The sequence below is a fragment of the Acinetobacter sp. UBA991 genome (genome assembly GCF_002292065.1).
Taxonomy (GTDB): domain Bacteria; phylum Pseudomonadota; class Gammaproteobacteria; order Pseudomonadales; family Moraxellaceae; genus Acinetobacter; species Acinetobacter higginsii.
Window position 1 is genome coordinate 66875 of sequence record NZ_DBBF01000038.1, and the last position, 17999, is coordinate 84873.

Sequence of the window (17999 nt, forward strand, 5' to 3'; positions counted from 1 at the left end):
ATCAAGTTAACGGAGGCAGCAAGTTGTATTGCACAACTTGAAAATAAAAAATACGATTTATTTTACTATAAAAAATCAGCAAAAATCTGATGTTATTACATGAAACAAACAACATCATTTGATTGATAATATTTCAATTTCTGTCTTTTGATACGTCTTTATAAGGGCGTTTCTTGCGGTGTATCATCTATCTTGAGCAGGTGGAGTAAATTGTTCTTTTCTTGTTCGTTTAAATCCTGAATTTGTTGGAATAAATCATCGACTTTGCTGGTCAGTGGATCGGCTTGCAGCAAGGTTTGGGCTTGCACGGAATGTGCTGTTTCGGTCTGGGTGAGACCTTGATATAAATTTGAAAGCTGTTGTTGAGATGCCTCTAAATTGAGTTGATAAACACCTTTTTGATCTAATTTTAAACACTGGTAATGTAATGCATGCTCAAGCAAGGCATCTCGATTGCCTGTGACGATGATTTGTAGACGTGGAAAAGCTTGATGGAGACGCTCCAAAATTTCCGCACAGTGATTCTGATCGAGTTGATGGTCAACTTGATCAATCAATAAAATCCCTTCACCTTCTAAGCAAGGGTTAAAACAATGCTGATTCAGCAAGCAAAGCCGACGACTAATGTCTCCAACTAATGCAATCCAATTTTTGAGTGAAGCAGACAGTTGTTGAAAAGGAATCAACTGATCGTGATAACGCACCATTAATTGTAACTTTGGCACATACTGAATATAAATATCGCTTAATTCAGGGAAAACCGTATGTAAGCTGTTTTTCAAAGCATAAAGATTGGGTGCAGAGAGTTGCTTCGGATGATTAATCAGTTCTTGTTGTAATTCTTGCAGTACTTCTGATTGATTTTGTTGATTAAAATCATTGCCCATCAAGCGTCTAACGATATGGGCTGAATGTGCATTTTCGACATCGCTGATTTCACGTAGCCACTCAAAAAAACGGGCAAAGGTCGTATAGGGTACAGCAGTTAAATCGTAGGCCGAAATTTCCTGTAATGTCCCTGGAGTATTTTTGCTTTGCAAATTAATGTCTTGGACAAATCGTTCGGCAGGATAATAGGCAATCAGTGGAAGCCCAAATAAAGGATCTTGCAGTCCTGTTTTCTGATAGAGCGTGACCATTTGATCAAGCTGTTGGGTCTCCACTTGGCTAATCCCAACGCCTTGACTATTAAATGTTTTATAGAGTTTCCATGCACAAGTTTGCGTGTCGGTCTGTTGTGATGAGCTACTTTCAGCCAAAGAGCCACTCAGTTCACTGCTCATTCGGACTAGAATTTGAATTTTTGCCTGTAAGCGATTCAGCATAATATCTTGATCAGCAATGACCACACCTGCAGTACGAATATCCTTATAGCGCGCAGAAAACCAAGTCAGGCTTTGATAGATGTTTTTTAAAATCGTACTTTTGCCTGTGGCTTGATCACCCAAAATCAGGGTAATAGGAGAGCGCTCAGGTTGAAATTCGAGATTTAACTCCCGAAACATCCCGATGTGTTTGAATTGAACCGATTCAAGCTGCATAAGCTGACCTCAATCATAAGCGCTTTAACCTGCGGACTGACGAAGACTTGAGGGGGCGCACCGTTTTAATTGTTGTATTAAGTCGTATAAATGATGAATATTTAAACTTACTTTAGCACGCGTGCAGGCTACGTAAAGTAATCTTAACTCTTCATCTGTAATTTTATGTTCTAGTCCATTTATTTTAAATTGGTAATCGTCTTCGATATGCACACGATTCCATTCCAAACCTTTGGCTTTATGTGCCGTTGAAATCACATAATCGGCCTGTTCAATCGGGGTGATTTTTGCCAGTGCCTTCTTAAGTGGATCAGTGCCATGATCATCAACTAGCTTGACTAAAGGCTTGATATCACTGCCATCATTGGTTTCACAATATTCGTGTACATCATGCCAAGAGTTAAACCAAGCCAGCTCAGGAACATCGGTAATTCGTTTGCCTTGTTTCAATAAACTTGCTGCATCGACAAAACGACTCAGTTTCTGCTGGTCCGCTTGTAAGCCGACTTTATCGCCATTAACGAGACCAGAGAGTAATAGCTCCATTGCACGGGCATTAGTCCGACATAGAATCGCATCGCGCATCTTGGTATGTGGCTTATTCACCACACTTGATTTTTGGTTTGGATTACCAAGTAGGGGCACGGTTTCATTTAATGCGCCAAGCAAGCTGTTGGCGACATCTGCAATGGCATCGCCAAAACGGAAAGAGGTGGTTAAACGACTTTCAGGCAAGGGCATTTGTTGCATGGCATTGATTGCTCCACGCCATGCGTAAATTTGTTGGTGTGCATCACCGACATAAATCACTTGGGTACTTTTCTGACGCAGTAAAATACCAAGCATCAGTGGATCGGCATCTTGTGCTTCATCAAACAACACATAATCGGCAGGAATATTTGGTTCGGATAAAGCCCAAAGCTTTAAGTAGATATCGTGCCCAATACCTGCTTGATGATTGGGATCAATTGATTCGAGCCAACGATGTTCCACCGCAGGGTAGAGATGTTGTTGCAAGGCCTCAATATCGTCTAGATGTAACCAACTCGGTGCCTGAATATGCCGAGGAGCTGGATACTGTGAACTGGTTGAGCAGAAGTAGCTCACGGCATTGGCAACTAAGCTGGCCAAACGACTTGGCATCAACACGTATTTTTCGTAACGCCCACCCATGAGGCGACGTAGCGTAATTGGTTCCAGGCGATATTCTTTGGCAATGAAGCTTGGGCTTAATCGAGGTAAGCGTAATTTGTCGGTCACGCCACGTGGTGCACTGCGAAATGCAAGCGAGTGAAAGGTTCGACAGTTTACATTGCCATGAAATTTATTTTGCGCTTCTGAAGCGATGGCTTTGTTAAATGCCAAGTACATGCCACGCCGTTCAGGCATGGCATCGCTGATCATTTGCAGTGTTGTGGTTTTACCTGTGCCAGCATAGGCAATCACCTTAAAGGATTGACCGAGACGGGCATTGTCTATCGCAATGGCTTGCTCATAAGTGGCTTTGGGTTTTTCTATATTTGACACAGGCTCTGATTACGCTTCTTTGCTACGGTTAGCTTTTTCAACTAAACCTGATAAACCTTGACGACGTGCGAGTTCATCGAGAACCACTTGTGGTTCAAGATCGAAGTAACCCAACATCACAATACTGTGGAACCATAAGTCCGCGACTTCATAAATTAGATCGTGTTTATTTTCCAGTGAAGCTAGAACTGCATAATCTTTCGCAGCGATGATACTTTCAATACTTTCTTCACCGACTTTTTCTGAAATCTTATTGATGCCTTTTTTATACAGGCTGGCGATATAAGAGTTATCTGCTTCAGCAGTTTTACGCTGTTGCATTAAACGACCCAAATAGCCAAGCACATCCACTTGCTCAGTTTGACCATGATCGTGCGTTTCAACTTTAGCCGATGCGCCGTAAATCGCGGTTGGATCTTTGAGTTGGGCATCAACAATTTCCCAACCTTGTGGGGTGAGTTTGCGATAGAAACAAGACTCACGACCGGTATGGCAGGCAATGCCACCATGTTGTTCAATCTGTAGAATAATCACGTCGGCATCGCAATCCAGACGAATTTCGTGCACGGTTTGAAAATGCCCAGACTCTTCGCCTTTATGCCAGAGTTTTTGACGTGAGCGTGAGTAATACACCGCCTGATTTTTTTCAGCCGTCAGTTGTAAAGCCTCACGATTCATCCACGCAACCATTAACACTCGACCAGTTTGATGATGTTGTGCAATGGCAGGAACTAGACCATTGGAATCAAATTTAACTTCATCTAACCAGTTTGACATGAGTGAAAATCCATTGAGTGGAAAGCCGTTAGTGTAGCGTTTGTGGCTGGGGTTGGCTATGCTTGTTGGGTAAAAACATTTAAGAACGCAGACGAATAAAAGTATTCATCAGCTGATTTTGTTCTTGTTTCAAAGAGGCAAAAGAGAACGCAAAAAGTAGAATTGTGCTGTAGGGATAACTGGCCCAAAACCAAGCATTAATCAAGAAAAAACTCACGGCGATCAATAACCAAATTTTTAATAATATAAGCAAATATCTTTGCCTGACTGTCGTCAATAAAAGAAATGGGATACAGTCAAATAAAATGACCCACCAAAAATGAGGCCCTGATATTAATCTTCCGACTGAGGATTGAGGGCTCACTTGCCATTCAATGAGTTGATAGTGAAAATTTAGAAAACACAAAAAATTGGCAAAGCTGGGAAGTAAAAACCAGCATCCTTTGCTGATCGCTTTGCCTTTATCTTGTCGATACAAAGCCCATAAAAAACTATATTTCATATTGAGTGTCTTATTTTTATTGATGAATTTTGATTTTTTTTAACTATTGATATAGTTCGAGATTTCAATCAGGTTCTGATCGGGATCTCTTAAATAAACCGATAAAATTTTCCCCATCGCACCCGTTCTTTCAATTGGACCTTCAATGATTTCAATTTGCTGTGCTTGAAGATGTGCAATCACTTCATTTAGTGGCGTTTCCGCAATAAAGCACAGATCTGCCGAACCTGAAGTCGGGCGAAGTGCTTTGGGTTCAAATTCTTTGCCCACTTGATGCAGGTTGATTTTTTGATTGCCAAATTGCAGTGCTTTACGGTTTTCACCGAAATGAATGACCTCAAAATTCAGGGCTGATTGATAGAACTTACAAGTTGTCTCAATATCTGCAACGGTCAGAACCAAATGATCTAGATGACTAATTTTCATATTTCACTGTGCTCATTCATATTCAGGTAGTGATTCAGTTTTAGCATTGAAAACATGATCTTTCCCAGCATATTGCGCCACTTGTTGATAATCAAGTTGCTGAAACAGTCCTGTTTTTAAGCCTGAAATGGTGATTGCCATTTCTTTACGAAAATAGGGGATTTGATACATCCATGGGAAGGTCAAGTCACGTAAGCCACCTGCCCACCAATGATTAGATTGATACAGTGGGGTGAGTAGACGACTTAAAAATTGATAGAACTGGGTCGAGGAACCACGATATTGATGATAGTGCTGCCACAGCGCTGACCAATCCATTTGCTGATTTTGTTTTGCTGCGTGTAGTGACTGAGAAAAGGCCCAAGCATCCAACAAAGCCATATTGGCGCCTTGTCCCAATTGTGGACTCATGGCATGGGCGGCATCACCGATCACTCCAATTCGACCTTGTCCAAATTGAGACATCACCACATCGCGATATTGCGCAGATAACCATTGCGGCTGATGTTGTTGATTCGACAACAGTTGTGTGAGCCATTCTGCCACATCGGGCCAACGATCGGCCACCTGTTTTAACCATTGTTGTTTAGTTGACTCATCTTTTAAGAATGATTGTAGTTGTGAAGTTGGCAAACTCCAAAACACGCTAGAAAGTCGTTGCTGAGGTGCAGTTGGGATGGCACCCGTAGGCAACACGCCCATCATAATTTTGGAGCGATCATAAAACTGATGCAGAATTGCAGGATCGAGTGTCGGACATTCAGGCACGATACTCCAAGCTGCTCCCCATGGATAAGCCTGATCAACTTTCACCCATGCTTGAGGGCGTAATTGACTGCGTGCACCATTGGCAATCAGCACAGCATCGAAGCAGGCATCAAAACTTTGTTGCTGCTGAGAACCGAAGAGACGAACTTCATTTTGCTGTTCTTGAATACGTTCAATGCTATGACCCATTCGCCATGTCACATGACTGGCATATTCAGCCAGTTTGTGGGTCAGCACATGACATAAGGTCGCTCGATGAATACCGAGGCCATAGAGATTGCTGCCAGCTTGATGATAATGACTATTCACCAAGAGTCTTTTATTGGGAAGTTGGCCTTCCAATCCTGTGACTTTGGCACCCAACTTTAAAGCATGCTCAAGCACACCAAGATGTTCAAACACGGCCAAGCCTGCAGGCTGTAATAATAAACCTGCACCGACGGGAGAAAGTTGATCCGCTTGTTCAAAAATAGTGACATGATTGCCTGCACGTGCAAGCAGGATTGCGGTTGCCAATCCTGCTGTGCCAGCACCAATAATGGCAAAATGAGGTGTTTTCATTATTTGTTCTTTTAAGGCGGTTATAAGATCAGTCAATCATGATCTTAACTGATCTCGGTGATTTTTTTAAATAAAATCTATCGTGCTACAAGGTCCATGATCATCCTGCCGGTATTGAATGAATCTCAAATCGGATTATTTAAACTGATCTTTGCCTGTGGTCATCTTGATCAGGGTGCGATCTTTCTTGATATAGTGATGATAAAGTGCCGCACCTGCATGCCCTAAAATCAGTATCCAAATCAGCCATTTTCCAAGAACTTGCTTATGAATAAAATCAATCGGTTTTTCGAACTGTTCAAAACTGAGCCCCATGCCTTGTGCCACCCAGCTCTGGAACAGGGCGGTATGTTCAAATTTCGGAATCTCAAACAAGAAGAAAAACTCAGTATTGACGCCTGTGCCTAAATAGCCTGTGAGCGGGGCAATGATCATGATGGCATACAGGGCAAAATGTCCTGCATGTGCCGCAAAGTTTGCCAAAGAGCTGGCAGGTTCTAAATGGGGCTGTGGATTGCTCAAACGCCAGAGAATCCGCAGGCTAATAATCACGGCAATGCTGATACCGACGGAAAGGTGAAGTTGTAAAGCCGTCCAGTTCTCAGGTGTGCCTTTTTCGGTAAACCACTGGCGGTAGTAAACACTACAGTAAGCAAGTAAAAACAGGATTGCGGTTGACCAGTGCAGCCATTTCGCAATCGAACCATAGTTATTGATGCTATTTCTTAGACTCACGCTTCTCTTCCTTTAAAATCTGTGTTGATGCACCTCAATGTTAGGTCGATGATCGTCTATCTACTAAAGGATGAAAAGTCTTTGCCTGAGATGGATTGAAATCTTGCCTAAAATGTGACGGTTCTGCCGAAATTTCAGAAAGTGTTTAAATGGGCAAAAGGGGGGAGCTAAAAGTGTTGCAGTTGCATAAAAGCAAAGGCCGTATCGATGGATACGGCCTTTGCTGTGTATATCTAGTTATTTAGCAATGCGCCACAGAGCAATCAAGCTACTCAGTACTATCAGAATGACTGAGATAAACCATGGGCTAATAATCGCGATGGTTAACAAAATCAGCATCGTGCTACCAAATATCCAGCTACGACGTTGCTGTTGTTGCATTTGTAAGCGCATTTGTTGAATTTCACGAAGTTGTTTGTCATGCCAAGCTGATTGGTTTTTTAGACCATTTAAGCTGTCAATCAATAGGCTTGGAATATCTTGGGCGCCGAGTAACAGGTCCGGAATCTGTTGCCCCAGTTCTTTTACGTTTTTGACGGGGTTCATATTGGCTTTGACCCATTCGGTTAGAATCGGCTTTGCCAGTTTCCAGATATCCAGTTGAGGGTAGAGATCAGTCCCTAGACCTTCAACGTGTACCAGTGTTTTCAGCAATAACATCAACTGCGGTGGAATTTCCAAATGGAAGCGACGAGCAATATCCATCACTTGGATCAAAATGCCTGCAAAATCGAGTTGATCCATTGGTTTGGATACCATTGGGCCAACGGTACGGCGCATTTCGCGTGATAATGCATCTTGATCTGTACCTGGTGGAATCCAGCCTGCTTGATGCACAATTTGAATCAATTGCATGAAGTTACTGTTCATCACCGCCAGTAGCATACGAGCAATCGTCATTTGATCGTGCTTAGACAACTCACCCATAATGGCACAGTCCAACGCGATAAAGCGTGGATTGCTAGGGTTAATGGTTTCGACAAAGACATTGCCTGGATGCATATCCGCATGGAAGAAGTTGTCACGGAACACTTGGGTGAAGAAAATGGTTAAGCCTTTTTCCGCAAGATCCGCACGATCCATACCTAAACGATCAAAGGTAGCAATATCCGAAATCGGGACACCGGTGATGCGTTCAGCCACCATCACGTCTTTACTGTCCATATAGACTTCTGGCACGTACATCATGCTTGAGCCAGTAAAATAGTGACGCATACGGCGGGTGTTGTCTGCTTCCAGACTTAAATCAAGCTCATTTAAGATGATTTGACGATAATCTTGAATAATTTCTGATAAATGTAGGGCACGCGCTGCTTCTAAACGATTTTCCAACCAATCGCCAAGCCAAGCCAGAATCTCAAAATCTTGTAAAATTTGACTGCGAATATCGGGGCGAGTGACTTTAACGACAACTTCACGACCATCATGCAAAGCGGCGGTATGCACTTGAGCAATCGAAGCTGCGGCAAGCGGTTGCTCATCGAAGCGTGAGAATAAGGTTGATACATCTGCTTTGAGTGATTCTTGAATGCGCTGTTTGGCTAGCTGAGTGTCATAGGGTTTGACGCGATCTTGCAATAACACCAGTTGTGATAATACTTCAGGTGGAATCAAATCACGACGCGTAGACAGCAATTGGCCGAGCTTAATCGCTAAGGGGCCCATATCCTCTAGGGCTTCTTTCAGCTTAAGCGGATTCTTTTTCTCACGACTTGACCAAGCTGCAGGATGTATTTTAATCAGACTTAATGCATGACGAGCTTTTACTGGTAATTCTTCCGCAGGGAACAAGGTATCAAGGCGATAGTGTGCTGCAATACGCCAGAGTTCGAGTAACCGTGTAACATGCGGAATCATATAAAGTCTTACCTAGTCTTGTGTGGGTTGTTTGGCTGGATTGAATTGAGCATTGAGTTGTTGAAGCTTGGCTTCCAAACGATCAATTTCCTGATTGAGTTGACGTGTCTCGCGATTGAGATCATCCATCTGCCAACGTGGGGCAAATAAACCGCTATCTTCTTTTAATGCATCTTCAACAAAAAATAAATGGCTTTGTAATGAACGTTTCAATTGCTTCGGTACAAGTTGAATTTTACCCAACTCATGTGCCAATTGAGGGCCAATCCATGGCGATAAATGCGCTGCGAGATCGGGCTCAGCCTGCTGCATAATTTTTTGAATATCTTGCAATAAGTGATAATCACCTTGCAGTGGAATATTACCAATTTGATCCATATCACTGAGCAATAATTTAACCAGCTCAACTACATTTTCAACATGGAGTGTTGCAGTTGCATCCGTGATTTTATCTTGAGGATCAAACGGGCGTTGTTCAAAAATAGAAGAAGTTTGACTCTGTCCCGTCACGGTCGGTTCTAGGCGAACTCTATTTTCATCAAAAAACACATCAACCGAGAGTTGTGGACTATCGATCACAACACGTAATAATTGACCTTGTAACTGATTGATTTGAATACGAGTGATCGCATCCAAATCAATCACATGATGAATGATACGTTCGACTGCACCGAGTGCTAAAATCGACCACATATCTTAAACCTTAAAGTTTGAATCCGCGGTGAACAGCAACGATACCACCGGTTAAGTTGTGGTAATCACAGCTTTGGAAGCCCGCATTTTCCATCATACCTTTGAGGGTACGTTGGTCTGGATGCATACGAATTGATTCAGCAAGATATTTATAGCTTTCAGCATCATTGGCAACTAATTTGCCCATAATTGGTAATGCGGTGAATGAATAAAGATCGTAGAGCTTTGAAAATGGTTCAAATACAGGTTTAGAGAATTCGAGAATGAGTAAACGACCACCTGGTTTCAAGACACGGTACATGGCTTGGAGTGCTGCATCTTTATCGGTCACATTACGTAAACCAAAACTGATGGTTAATAAGTCAAAGCTGTTGTCTGCAAATGGTTCGAGGGTTTCAGCATTGGCCAGTACGAAATCAACATTGGTACAGCCTGCATCAATAAGACGATCACGGCCCACATTCAACATTGATTCGTTAATATCTGAAAGAACCACATGACCTTGTGGACCGACTTCACGGCTAAATACTTTGGCTAAATCACCTGTACCACCTGCGATATCCAGCACGTGTTGACCACGACGAACACCTGACATATTGATCGCAAAACGTTTCCAAATACGATGGATACCAAATGACATCAGGTCATTCATGATGTCGTATTTGCTGGCAACCGAGTGGAACACTTCTGCAACTTTTTGTGCTTTATCATCACTATTTACGGTTTGGTAACCAAAGTGTGTGGTTGCACCTACATTACCAGTATTGGCACCACGCGGTAAGTTATATTTTGGGATAGAAGTTGTTGAGGGCTGTGCTGCACCTTGTTGGATCGGTTGCTGTTGACCTTGTGGTGTGCCTTGTGGAAGGGGCGTGTTTAAGAAAGGGCTGACTTTGTCTGAACTTGGGTTTTGCTCAACTTCTGGGGTAGGCTGTTGGTTTTCGTTAGACATAGTTTTCTCCTAAACTTTCGCTCTAGCGGCACGAATCAGCAAGCATGATGACAGATTTTGTATTTTTTTACAGGCTTTCGCATGTAATTGTTATGAATAATATACAGAAAGTCACTTTCTCAAAAGTGTTTTTAATCGCGTTATTGATTTGAAAAATAGCGTGCTCTGAGCTACTTGAGAATAGCTCAGAACACAAGACATGGATTAATTGCGGAATGGATTTGGGTGTCCTGCATGAACGCGATCAATGATCTCACGCTCTTTTTCAGTAAAGGTTTGAATGAACGTCGCTGCAGATTTCATTGGTTTCATTGCCGCAAAACCTTCTTGAATAAACTCATACATGCCATCAAAGTGGTATTTATGTGCCAAGCCTTTACACATTTTAAAGGTCGCATACATCATGGTTGAACGCATATATTTATCGAGTGTTACACCCAACTCATCGAGTAAACGCAATTGTTCATAACGTGCGTCACCTTGATCAAGTTTAACCAACGTATCGCGCATGATTTCATCGGTGAGTGGCGTATCGGCAGGATAGTCAGCTAATAACTGCTGTGCAACCTGTTCATCTAATTGAGTTGCCAACACAGCCAGACTAACGGATTTGGTTCCTGTCTTAATCCCATTTTCAGGCACAAACTTTTCGACTTTATGCGCAAATTTAAGTAATCGCTCAATCTGTTGTGCCAGAGCATCAAAGTCGGGTCCACCATAAAGACGTTTGAGAAAATATTGGGCCATCAATTGATTTTCAGGGCGAGCAAAAAATTCTTGGTGAGTATGCGCAATACGCTCTTTCATCCAGGTTTGAACTTCATGTAAACGTTGTTCAAGCACAGCATCATTATGATAATTAAAAGCTTTGTATTGGAGTAATAGATCATCAAAGGCAGAGAGTTTTGACATATATAAACTTAATTAAAATGAAACAGTAAAATCATAGGCTGCATCATAACGGAGAACCATGACAGCATAAACTCTAAATGTTTAACAATTGGTCACTATAACAGTACACCTAAATGAATCTACAGAAACTGTACAAGGGTCTTTCTGGGATTAACTTAGTTTTGGCTATACTCATTTTTAATATTAATAATGAGCTGCTTAGAGCAATATATGAGTAAACAACAGCCAGTATTTGAATTGCGTGATGAAGACGAACTTTCTTTAGAATTGATTGAAGCACAATACGCCTTAAAAAATAGCCGTGATAAGAAAAATGCTAAAAGTGTATTGGTTTTAGTGAGTGGAATTGAGCTGGCTGGTAAAGGTGAGGCGGTTAAACAATTACGAGAATGGTTAGATCCTCGCTATTTACGTGTGAAAGCGGATGCTCCTCAGCTCTTATCAAATAATCAAACCTTCTGGCAGTCCTATACCCGTTTTATTCCTGCGGAAGGGCAAATCGTGGTGATGTTTGGTAACTGGTATAGCGACCTTTTAACTACCGCGATGCATGTGTCCAACCCTTTGGATGAAAATTTATTTGATGCTTATGTTGAGCAGATGCGAGCATTTGAACATGATCTGCAAAATAACCACGTCCATATCGTCAAAGTCTGGTTTGATTTATCTTGGAAATCACTACAAAAGCGTTTGGATCAGATAGACGCTTCTGAGCAGCGTTGGCATAAACTGCATGGTTTGGATTGGCGCAACAAAAAGCAGTACGACACCTTACAAGGTTTGAGTCAGCGCTTTACCGATGATTGGTATATTGTCGATGGTGAAGATGAAAAATACCGTGATCAATGTTTTGCTCAGTATTTACTACAGACTTTGCAAGAGCTGCCTGAGCATCAAACCAAAGTCACGCAGAAATGGCAGCAAGCTGTGATCCCCAAAGCCTTACTTGAACCTGAACAAGCCAGTTTAGAAAAAGATGACTATAAAGAGGAGCTAAGTAAGCTCACCAAAAAAGTGGCAGATACCTTGCGTTATGACGAGCGTAAAGTGGTGATCGCCTTTGAAGGGATGGATGCGGCGGGTAAAGGTGGTGCGATTAAGCGCATCGTGAAAAAACTCGACCCTAGAGAATATGAAATTCATACCATTGCAGCCCCTGAGCGTTATGAGTTGCGCCGTCCTTATTTGTGGCGTTTCTGGAGCAAGTTGAATGATGGCGGCAAGATCACTATCTTTGACCGTACTTGGTATGGTCGAGTATTGGTTGAGCGGATTGAAGGTTTTGCTTCTACAGTTGAGTGGCAACGTGCTTATAACGAAATTAACCGCTTTGAAGAAAACTTAGTCGATAGTCAAACGGTGATTGTTAAAATTTGGCTGGCAATTAGTAAGGATGAGCAAGCGCTACGTTTTAAAGCACGTGAACAAACACCGCACAAGCGTTTTAAAATTACTGAAGAAGATTGGCGTAACCGTGACAAATGGGATGATTATCTTAATGCCGCAGCAGATATGTTTAAACGAACCAATACGGATTATGCACCGTGGTATGTGATTGCAACCGATGATAAGTATTCAGCACGAATTGAAGTATTAAAAGCGATTCTAAAACAACTCAAGGCCGATTAATCTGCCTTGAGTTGCTGCTGCATTTAAATTAATTGTTATTTGCCAATTGTGGCGCTGTACGCTGTTGTTGGCGGAAAATAATTAAAGTGGCAATCAAACTGGTGATCGCTGCAAACATGAGCCAAAATGCAGGCATGCTTTTATTACCAGATGTTTGTACTAGATAAGTCGCAATCATCGGGGTCAGCCCACCAAAAATAGAGGTGGCAAAACTATAGGCAACCGAGAATCCTGCAATTCGCACCGAGCTTGGCATCATTTCAGCCAATGAAACCACCAAGGCACCATTATAAAAGCTATACAGTAATGAGAACCACAATAACACCATCAGCATGTGCGACAGGCTAATGGTATGTGTCAACCATGTGAGGAGTGGATAGGCACTGATAAAGATGAGTATCGTGGTTGTGATCAACAGCGGCTTACGCCCAAATTTGTCGGAGAGATGCCCACCAATAGGTAACAGAATAAAGTTGCTCAAACCGACCATAATGGTGGCAATCAAACTTTCGCTACGGGTTAAATTCAAGACCTCTTTACCGTAGGTTGGGGTATAGACGGTAATGAAGTAAAACATGGTGGTCGTGGTCGCCACCATGCACACACCCGCCAACACAATTTTCCAGTTGGCCGCTAAGGTACTCAGAATCTGTCGTGTCGTTGGATGCTCTTTACGAGAGGCGAAGGCTTCTGTTTCAACCAGTGACTTACGGAGCCAGAAAATAAAGGGGATGATGGCACAGCCGACAAAGAATGGAATGCGCCAAGCCCACGCATCGACCTGAGCTTTGGTAAACACCACACTGACGATATAACCCAAAACGGCTGCGAAAATGACGGCAACTTGCTGACTTGCTGATTGCCAACTGGTAATAAAGCCACGGTTATGCGGTTCCGCAATCTCGGCTAAATAAACTGAAACACCCCCCAGCTCAACTCCTGCGGAGAAGCCCTGAGCTAGACGCCCCACGAAAATCAGCACGGTTGCGGCAAAGCCAATACTGGCGTAACTCGGTGTGAAGGCAATAATTAAAGAACCGAAGGCCATGATGCTCAAGGTCACCATCAGACCACGCCGACGACCAATACGATCGACATAAGGACCGAGCACCAGAGCACCGATTGGCCGCATCAGAAAACTGACGGCAAATACGAGGAAGGTTTTCATCAGTGCGGCATAGCTGCTGTCTGAATGGAAAAAGGTTTCACCTATGGCTTGTGCATAGAGTCCGAACAGGAAGAAGTCGTATTGTTCAAGGAAGTTCCCGCTGGTCACGTTGAAAATTGAACGGACCCGAGAAGGAGATTGGCTAGTTTGCACAACAACTTATAGATCAAGGCGAACGCTATCAAAAAGCCCTATTTTATGAGCGACAATATGTCGATAATGATATTAATCATCCTGAAGTCAAAAATGATAGAGTATTTGTGAATGATACAGGGAAAATAACAAAGGCAGATAATAATTTATTTGTGCATGAAATGAGTGTGCAAATCGCTGAGAAAGTACTTACTACGGATTTTCCATTAACCGATACAACGCGTCAGAACTTGAATAGTATCGTTAATGGCGAGATGTTGGTAACAAGAAATGAACGCATTACAATTGAATATTTAGTGCATTCAAAAATGTATGTTGATGGCATTACTACTATTGCACCATCAAAAATATATAGTGATTATATTAATAAGATTAATGTTTTTAAAGGTAATGATGAAAAAATAAATAATTTCAATGAATTATTGCAGAATAATAATTTGACCGAAAGTGAACGAAAAACCATTCAAAGTGATATTTCAAAATTACAGACAGAAAATATTAGTCATGCACAAGAGATTCAACGTATTGCTGGTATGAATGAGTCTACAAAAGTTCCTTATCTAAAATCACAAGGCGGCTATGTTGATTTTGCGCCTTTGTATGACGCCTTTAAAAATACACAAAACACAGTCCATCAAGATGTAAAAAATATTATTGCAAACAATATATTGCAAGTCGAACATGGTGAAATAAAGCTAAATGCTCAGATAACAGAAAATCTTGGAAAATATGTAAAAGATAATTTGTTCGGTGGCAAAGTTGGCGCAAGTGTAATGGCCGCTGATTTCTTGAACAATACTTTCGATGGATTGATGCAAGGGCTTGAAACAGGGGATTGGAGTAAGTTCCAACAACAAGCCACTCAATATGGTCCGCAAGCTGTTGTTGGGACTGTTTTATTTGCAGCAGGCGTAGAACTTATTCCTGTGATTGCTGGTTTATTAGGAGTTGCTGTTCTTGGGGAGGTGATTGTTGGTGGCTTGTTGCTATACGGTGCTTATGAAGGAGGAAAAGTGGTTGGCGAGTTCTTCAAAAAGTTATATGACTATGCCATCGATCATGATTTCGACGCCGGTTTTTTTGGAGAGGTATGGGGAGATATCAAAGATTTTTCTCGTGGCTTATTCGACGATATTGCTAATTTCTTTAATCAAGCTCAACAATTCCGTTTTCGTAGCGATCCATTGACTTTAGATTTGGATGGCGATGGATTAGAAACAACCAATACCAATTTAAAAGGTGGGGCAATTCTATTTGATCATAATAATGATGGGATTAAAAATGGTACAGGTTGGGTCAAACCAGATGATGGCTTCTTAGTTTTTGATCGTAATGGCAATGGTAAGGTTGATAATGGTTCAGAGTTGTTTGGTGACTCTACAATGTTATCTAATGGGAAAAAAGCAGTAGATGGTTTTGCTGCTTTAGCTGATCAAGATACCAATAAAGATGGAAAGGTTGATATAAACGATGCGAATTGGTCGCATCTGAAAGTTTGGCGAGATTTAAATCAAGATGGCGTTTCTCAAGCGAATGAATTATTTAGTTTAGAGGAGCTTGGTATCGTTCAACTTAATGTTCAAAAAACTGAACATAGCCAGATATTACCAAATGGTAATGAAATTGCAGATCTTGGAACCTACCTTAAAGCTGATGGTACAACAGGTGCAATGGGTAGTCACCAAATGGGTGATATTAATTTAGCTGAATATTCATTCTATCGTGAGTTTTCAGATAAGTTGGTGATACCTGCACATATGCAAAATATGCCGAATGTTGCTGGTTCGGGCAAAGTCCGTGATTTACTAGAGGCTACAAGCCAATCTACACGTTTACAACAACTACTTACTGAATATAGCCAATTGACGACTGCTGAACAACAGCGTGGTAAAATTCAGCAACTCCTTGATGCGTGGGCAGATACTTCGGGCCTAGCTGAATCAATGGATGTCCGAGATGATCGGTATCGAGTCTACTATAATGCTTTTGGAAATATTCAGAAGAAGGATTATATCATTGGGGATACCACGGTCGGTTCTTCTGGTGGAGGCAATGGAGCAGTCGTTTCAATAGAATATATTCGTGATATAGATCGCGATGATATAAAACAAGAATATAAAGATTTAGTTAAAGCCTGGAATCAAAAAATCCATATTTTAGAATCATTTAATGGTTTGTACTTCTTTGGGTTACCCGAATTTCCTGTACTTTTTGCAAATAATAGTATTACAGACCAAGCAGGTGGTTCTTCCAATGGCGTAAGTTATAGTGGAGTTAAACAAAGTGACCCTAATCATGGAGGCTCTACAGGTTCAGGTTCTGTTATAGAAGAAGCGAAGTGGGTTGATGTGATTATTCGTTACCCACAAGGTCAATTGGACTTATTGCAAAAGTCTTATGATTTATTAGTGAATAATATATTTGATCAATTATTGCTGAAAACGATTTACAAAGACTTAATTGAGGATATTTCTATTAAGGTATCTGAGAAATGGTTTAAAGTCGATTATAGTGCTGTTTATAATTATTTTGATCAAGAAATTAATGATAATCCTAATGTTGGGCTAACAGCTGCAATTGAATTCTTTACTGCATTTTTTAGAAATAATACAAATGTTCATGTAGAACTAGCAGATTATTTAACTAAAAAAATATATGAACATCCTGATTTTGTTATAACGTCAGAACGATATAGCGTATTGTGGTCAAAAACAGATAAAAACTTCTCGGGAGATTCCAAATCTGAAATTATTTTAGGTGATCAAAATAATAATAGTATCTTAGGACAAGATGGACACGATATTTTGAATGGCGGTTTCGGTAATGATAGTCTAAATGGTGGTTTAGGCAATGATGTACTCTTGGGTGGGCAAGGAGAAGATAGATTACAAGGTGATGATGGTAATGATGTTCTAGATGGTGGTTCAGGGAATGATACTTTATCTGGAGGAAATGGATCTGATGTTTATCGATTTGGTCGAGGTTATAACCAAGATACAATTAATAACTATGATAATGACGCATTGGGTACGAATGCGGACAAGATTCAGTTAATTGACCTGAATCCTGTAGATATTGTATTAAGTCGCAATGGCAGTAATTTAATAATAAAAATAAAAAATACAGATGATCAGCTAACAGTTTATGGTTATTTTGAAAATGATGCTAAGACAACCTATGCTGTTGAGAATATTCAATTCGCTGATGGTACTGTCTGGAATATTGAGACTGTAAAGCAGCAAGTCCTTATTTTTACTAATGATAATGATGTTATTTATGGCTATGCTACGGATGATGTCTTATCTGGTGGGGATGGTAATGATACTTTATATGGTTATGCTGGTAATGATATTTTAAATGGGGGTACTGGACACGATACCTTATCAGGCGGGGATGGTCATGATGTTCTAAATGGGGGAATAGGTAATGATGGCCTAAATGGTGGCAGTGGTGACGATATCCTTTATGGAAATGAAGGAGATGATAGATTACAAGGTGATGATGGTAATGATGTTCTAGATGGTGGTTCAGGGAATGATACTTTATCTGGAGGAAATGGATCTGATGTTTATCGATTTGGTCGAGGTTATAATCAAGATACAATTAATAACTATGATAATGATGCACTGGGTACGAATGCGGACAAGATTCAGTTAATTGATCTGAATCCTGTAGATATTGTATTAAGTCGCAATGGTAATAATTTAATAATAAAAATAAAAAATACAGATGATCAGCTAACAGTTTATGGTTATTTTGAAAATGATGCTAAGACAGCCTATGCTGTTGAGAATATTC

14 protein-coding genes are annotated in these 17999 nt (G+C 41.1%); 2 read left to right on the forward strand and 12 right to left on the reverse strand.

The features are described from left to right. Positions 1–158: 158 nt before the first annotated feature. The 11 genes from B2727_RS15575 to B2727_RS15625 all read right to left on the reverse strand — a co-directional run bounded on the left by B2727_RS15575 (position 159) and on the right by B2727_RS15625 (position 11251). The gene (locus B2727_RS15575; RefSeq protein WP_033133999.1) at positions 159–1541 is read right to left on the reverse strand and encodes an AAA family ATPase; all 1383 of its coding nucleotides are present in this window, start codon (positions 1539–1541) and stop codon (positions 159–161) included. Positions 1542–1565: 24 nt separating this feature from the next. Further along, on the reverse strand, positions 1566–3068 hold the full coding sequence (locus B2727_RS15580) for a UvrD-helicase domain-containing protein (protein WP_033133998.1): 1503 nt from the start codon (positions 3066–3068) through the stop codon (positions 1566–1568). 9 nt (positions 3069–3077) lie between these two features. Next, positions 3078–3845, reverse strand: coding sequence for a bifunctional phosphoribosyl-AMP cyclohydrolase/phosphoribosyl-ATP diphosphatase HisIE (hisIE, locus tag B2727_RS15585; RefSeq protein ID WP_033133997.1), 768 nt, complete (start codon positions 3843–3845; stop codon positions 3078–3080). A 79-nt stretch (positions 3846–3924) separates the two neighbouring features. Beyond that, entirely contained in the window at positions 3925–4347 is a 423-nt protein-coding gene (locus B2727_RS15590) for a hypothetical protein (RefSeq protein ID WP_033133996.1), read from the reverse strand. 39 nt (positions 4348–4386) lie between these two features. Further along, complete coding sequence (locus tag B2727_RS15595; protein WP_033133995.1) at positions 4387–4773, reverse strand: VOC family protein; 387 nt, start codon at positions 4771–4773, stop codon at positions 4387–4389. Positions 4774–4785: 12 nt separating this feature from the next. Next, positions 4786–6102, reverse strand: coding sequence for an FAD-dependent oxidoreductase (locus B2727_RS15600; RefSeq protein WP_033133994.1), 1317 nt, complete (start codon positions 6100–6102; stop codon positions 4786–4788). Positions 6103–6237: 135 nt separating this feature from the next. Next, positions 6238–6837: a cytochrome b gene (locus B2727_RS15605; protein ID WP_005200466.1), complete on the reverse strand. Its 600-nt coding sequence runs from the start codon at positions 6835–6837 to the stop codon at positions 6238–6240. Positions 6838–7074: 237 nt separating this feature from the next. Further along, positions 7075–8694: an ABC1 kinase family protein gene (locus B2727_RS15610; RefSeq protein ID WP_033133993.1), complete on the reverse strand. Its 1620-nt coding sequence runs from the start codon at positions 8692–8694 to the stop codon at positions 7075–7077. A gap of 12 nt (positions 8695–8706) precedes the next feature. Next, positions 8707–9387 carry a ubiquinone biosynthesis accessory factor UbiJ gene (locus B2727_RS15615; protein ID WP_005200462.1) on the reverse strand — a complete coding sequence of 227 codons (681 nt, stop codon included), beginning with the start codon at positions 9385–9387 and terminating at the stop codon, positions 8707–8709. Between the two features lie 10 nt (positions 9388–9397). After that, complete coding sequence (ubiE, locus tag B2727_RS15620; protein WP_033133992.1) at positions 9398–10339, reverse strand: bifunctional demethylmenaquinone methyltransferase/2-methoxy-6-polyprenyl-1,4-benzoquinol methylase UbiE; 942 nt, start codon at positions 10337–10339, stop codon at positions 9398–9400. Between the two features lie 204 nt (positions 10340–10543). After that, positions 10544–11251: an FFLEELY motif protein gene (locus B2727_RS15625; RefSeq protein WP_005200458.1), complete on the reverse strand. Its 708-nt coding sequence runs from the start codon at positions 11249–11251 to the stop codon at positions 10544–10546. 210 nt (positions 11252–11461) lie between these two features. Here B2727_RS15625 and B2727_RS15630 point away from each other — a divergent pair, with 210 nt between their 5' ends. After that, entirely contained in the window at positions 11462–12880 is a 1419-nt protein-coding gene (locus B2727_RS15630; RefSeq protein WP_033133991.1) for a phosphate--AMP phosphotransferase, read from the forward strand. Between the two features lie 28 nt (positions 12881–12908). Here the strand turns inward: B2727_RS15630 and B2727_RS15635 are convergent, their stop codons facing one another. After that, positions 12909–14201: an MFS transporter gene (locus B2727_RS15635; RefSeq protein ID WP_005200456.1), complete on the reverse strand. Its 1293-nt coding sequence runs from the start codon at positions 14199–14201 to the stop codon at positions 12909–12911. A 107-nt stretch (positions 14202–14308) separates the two neighbouring features. Here B2727_RS15635 and B2727_RS15640 point away from each other — a divergent pair. Further along, positions 14309–17999 (forward strand): calcium-binding protein (locus B2727_RS15640; protein WP_291349613.1); only part of this gene is annotated, 3691 nt, incomplete at its 3' end.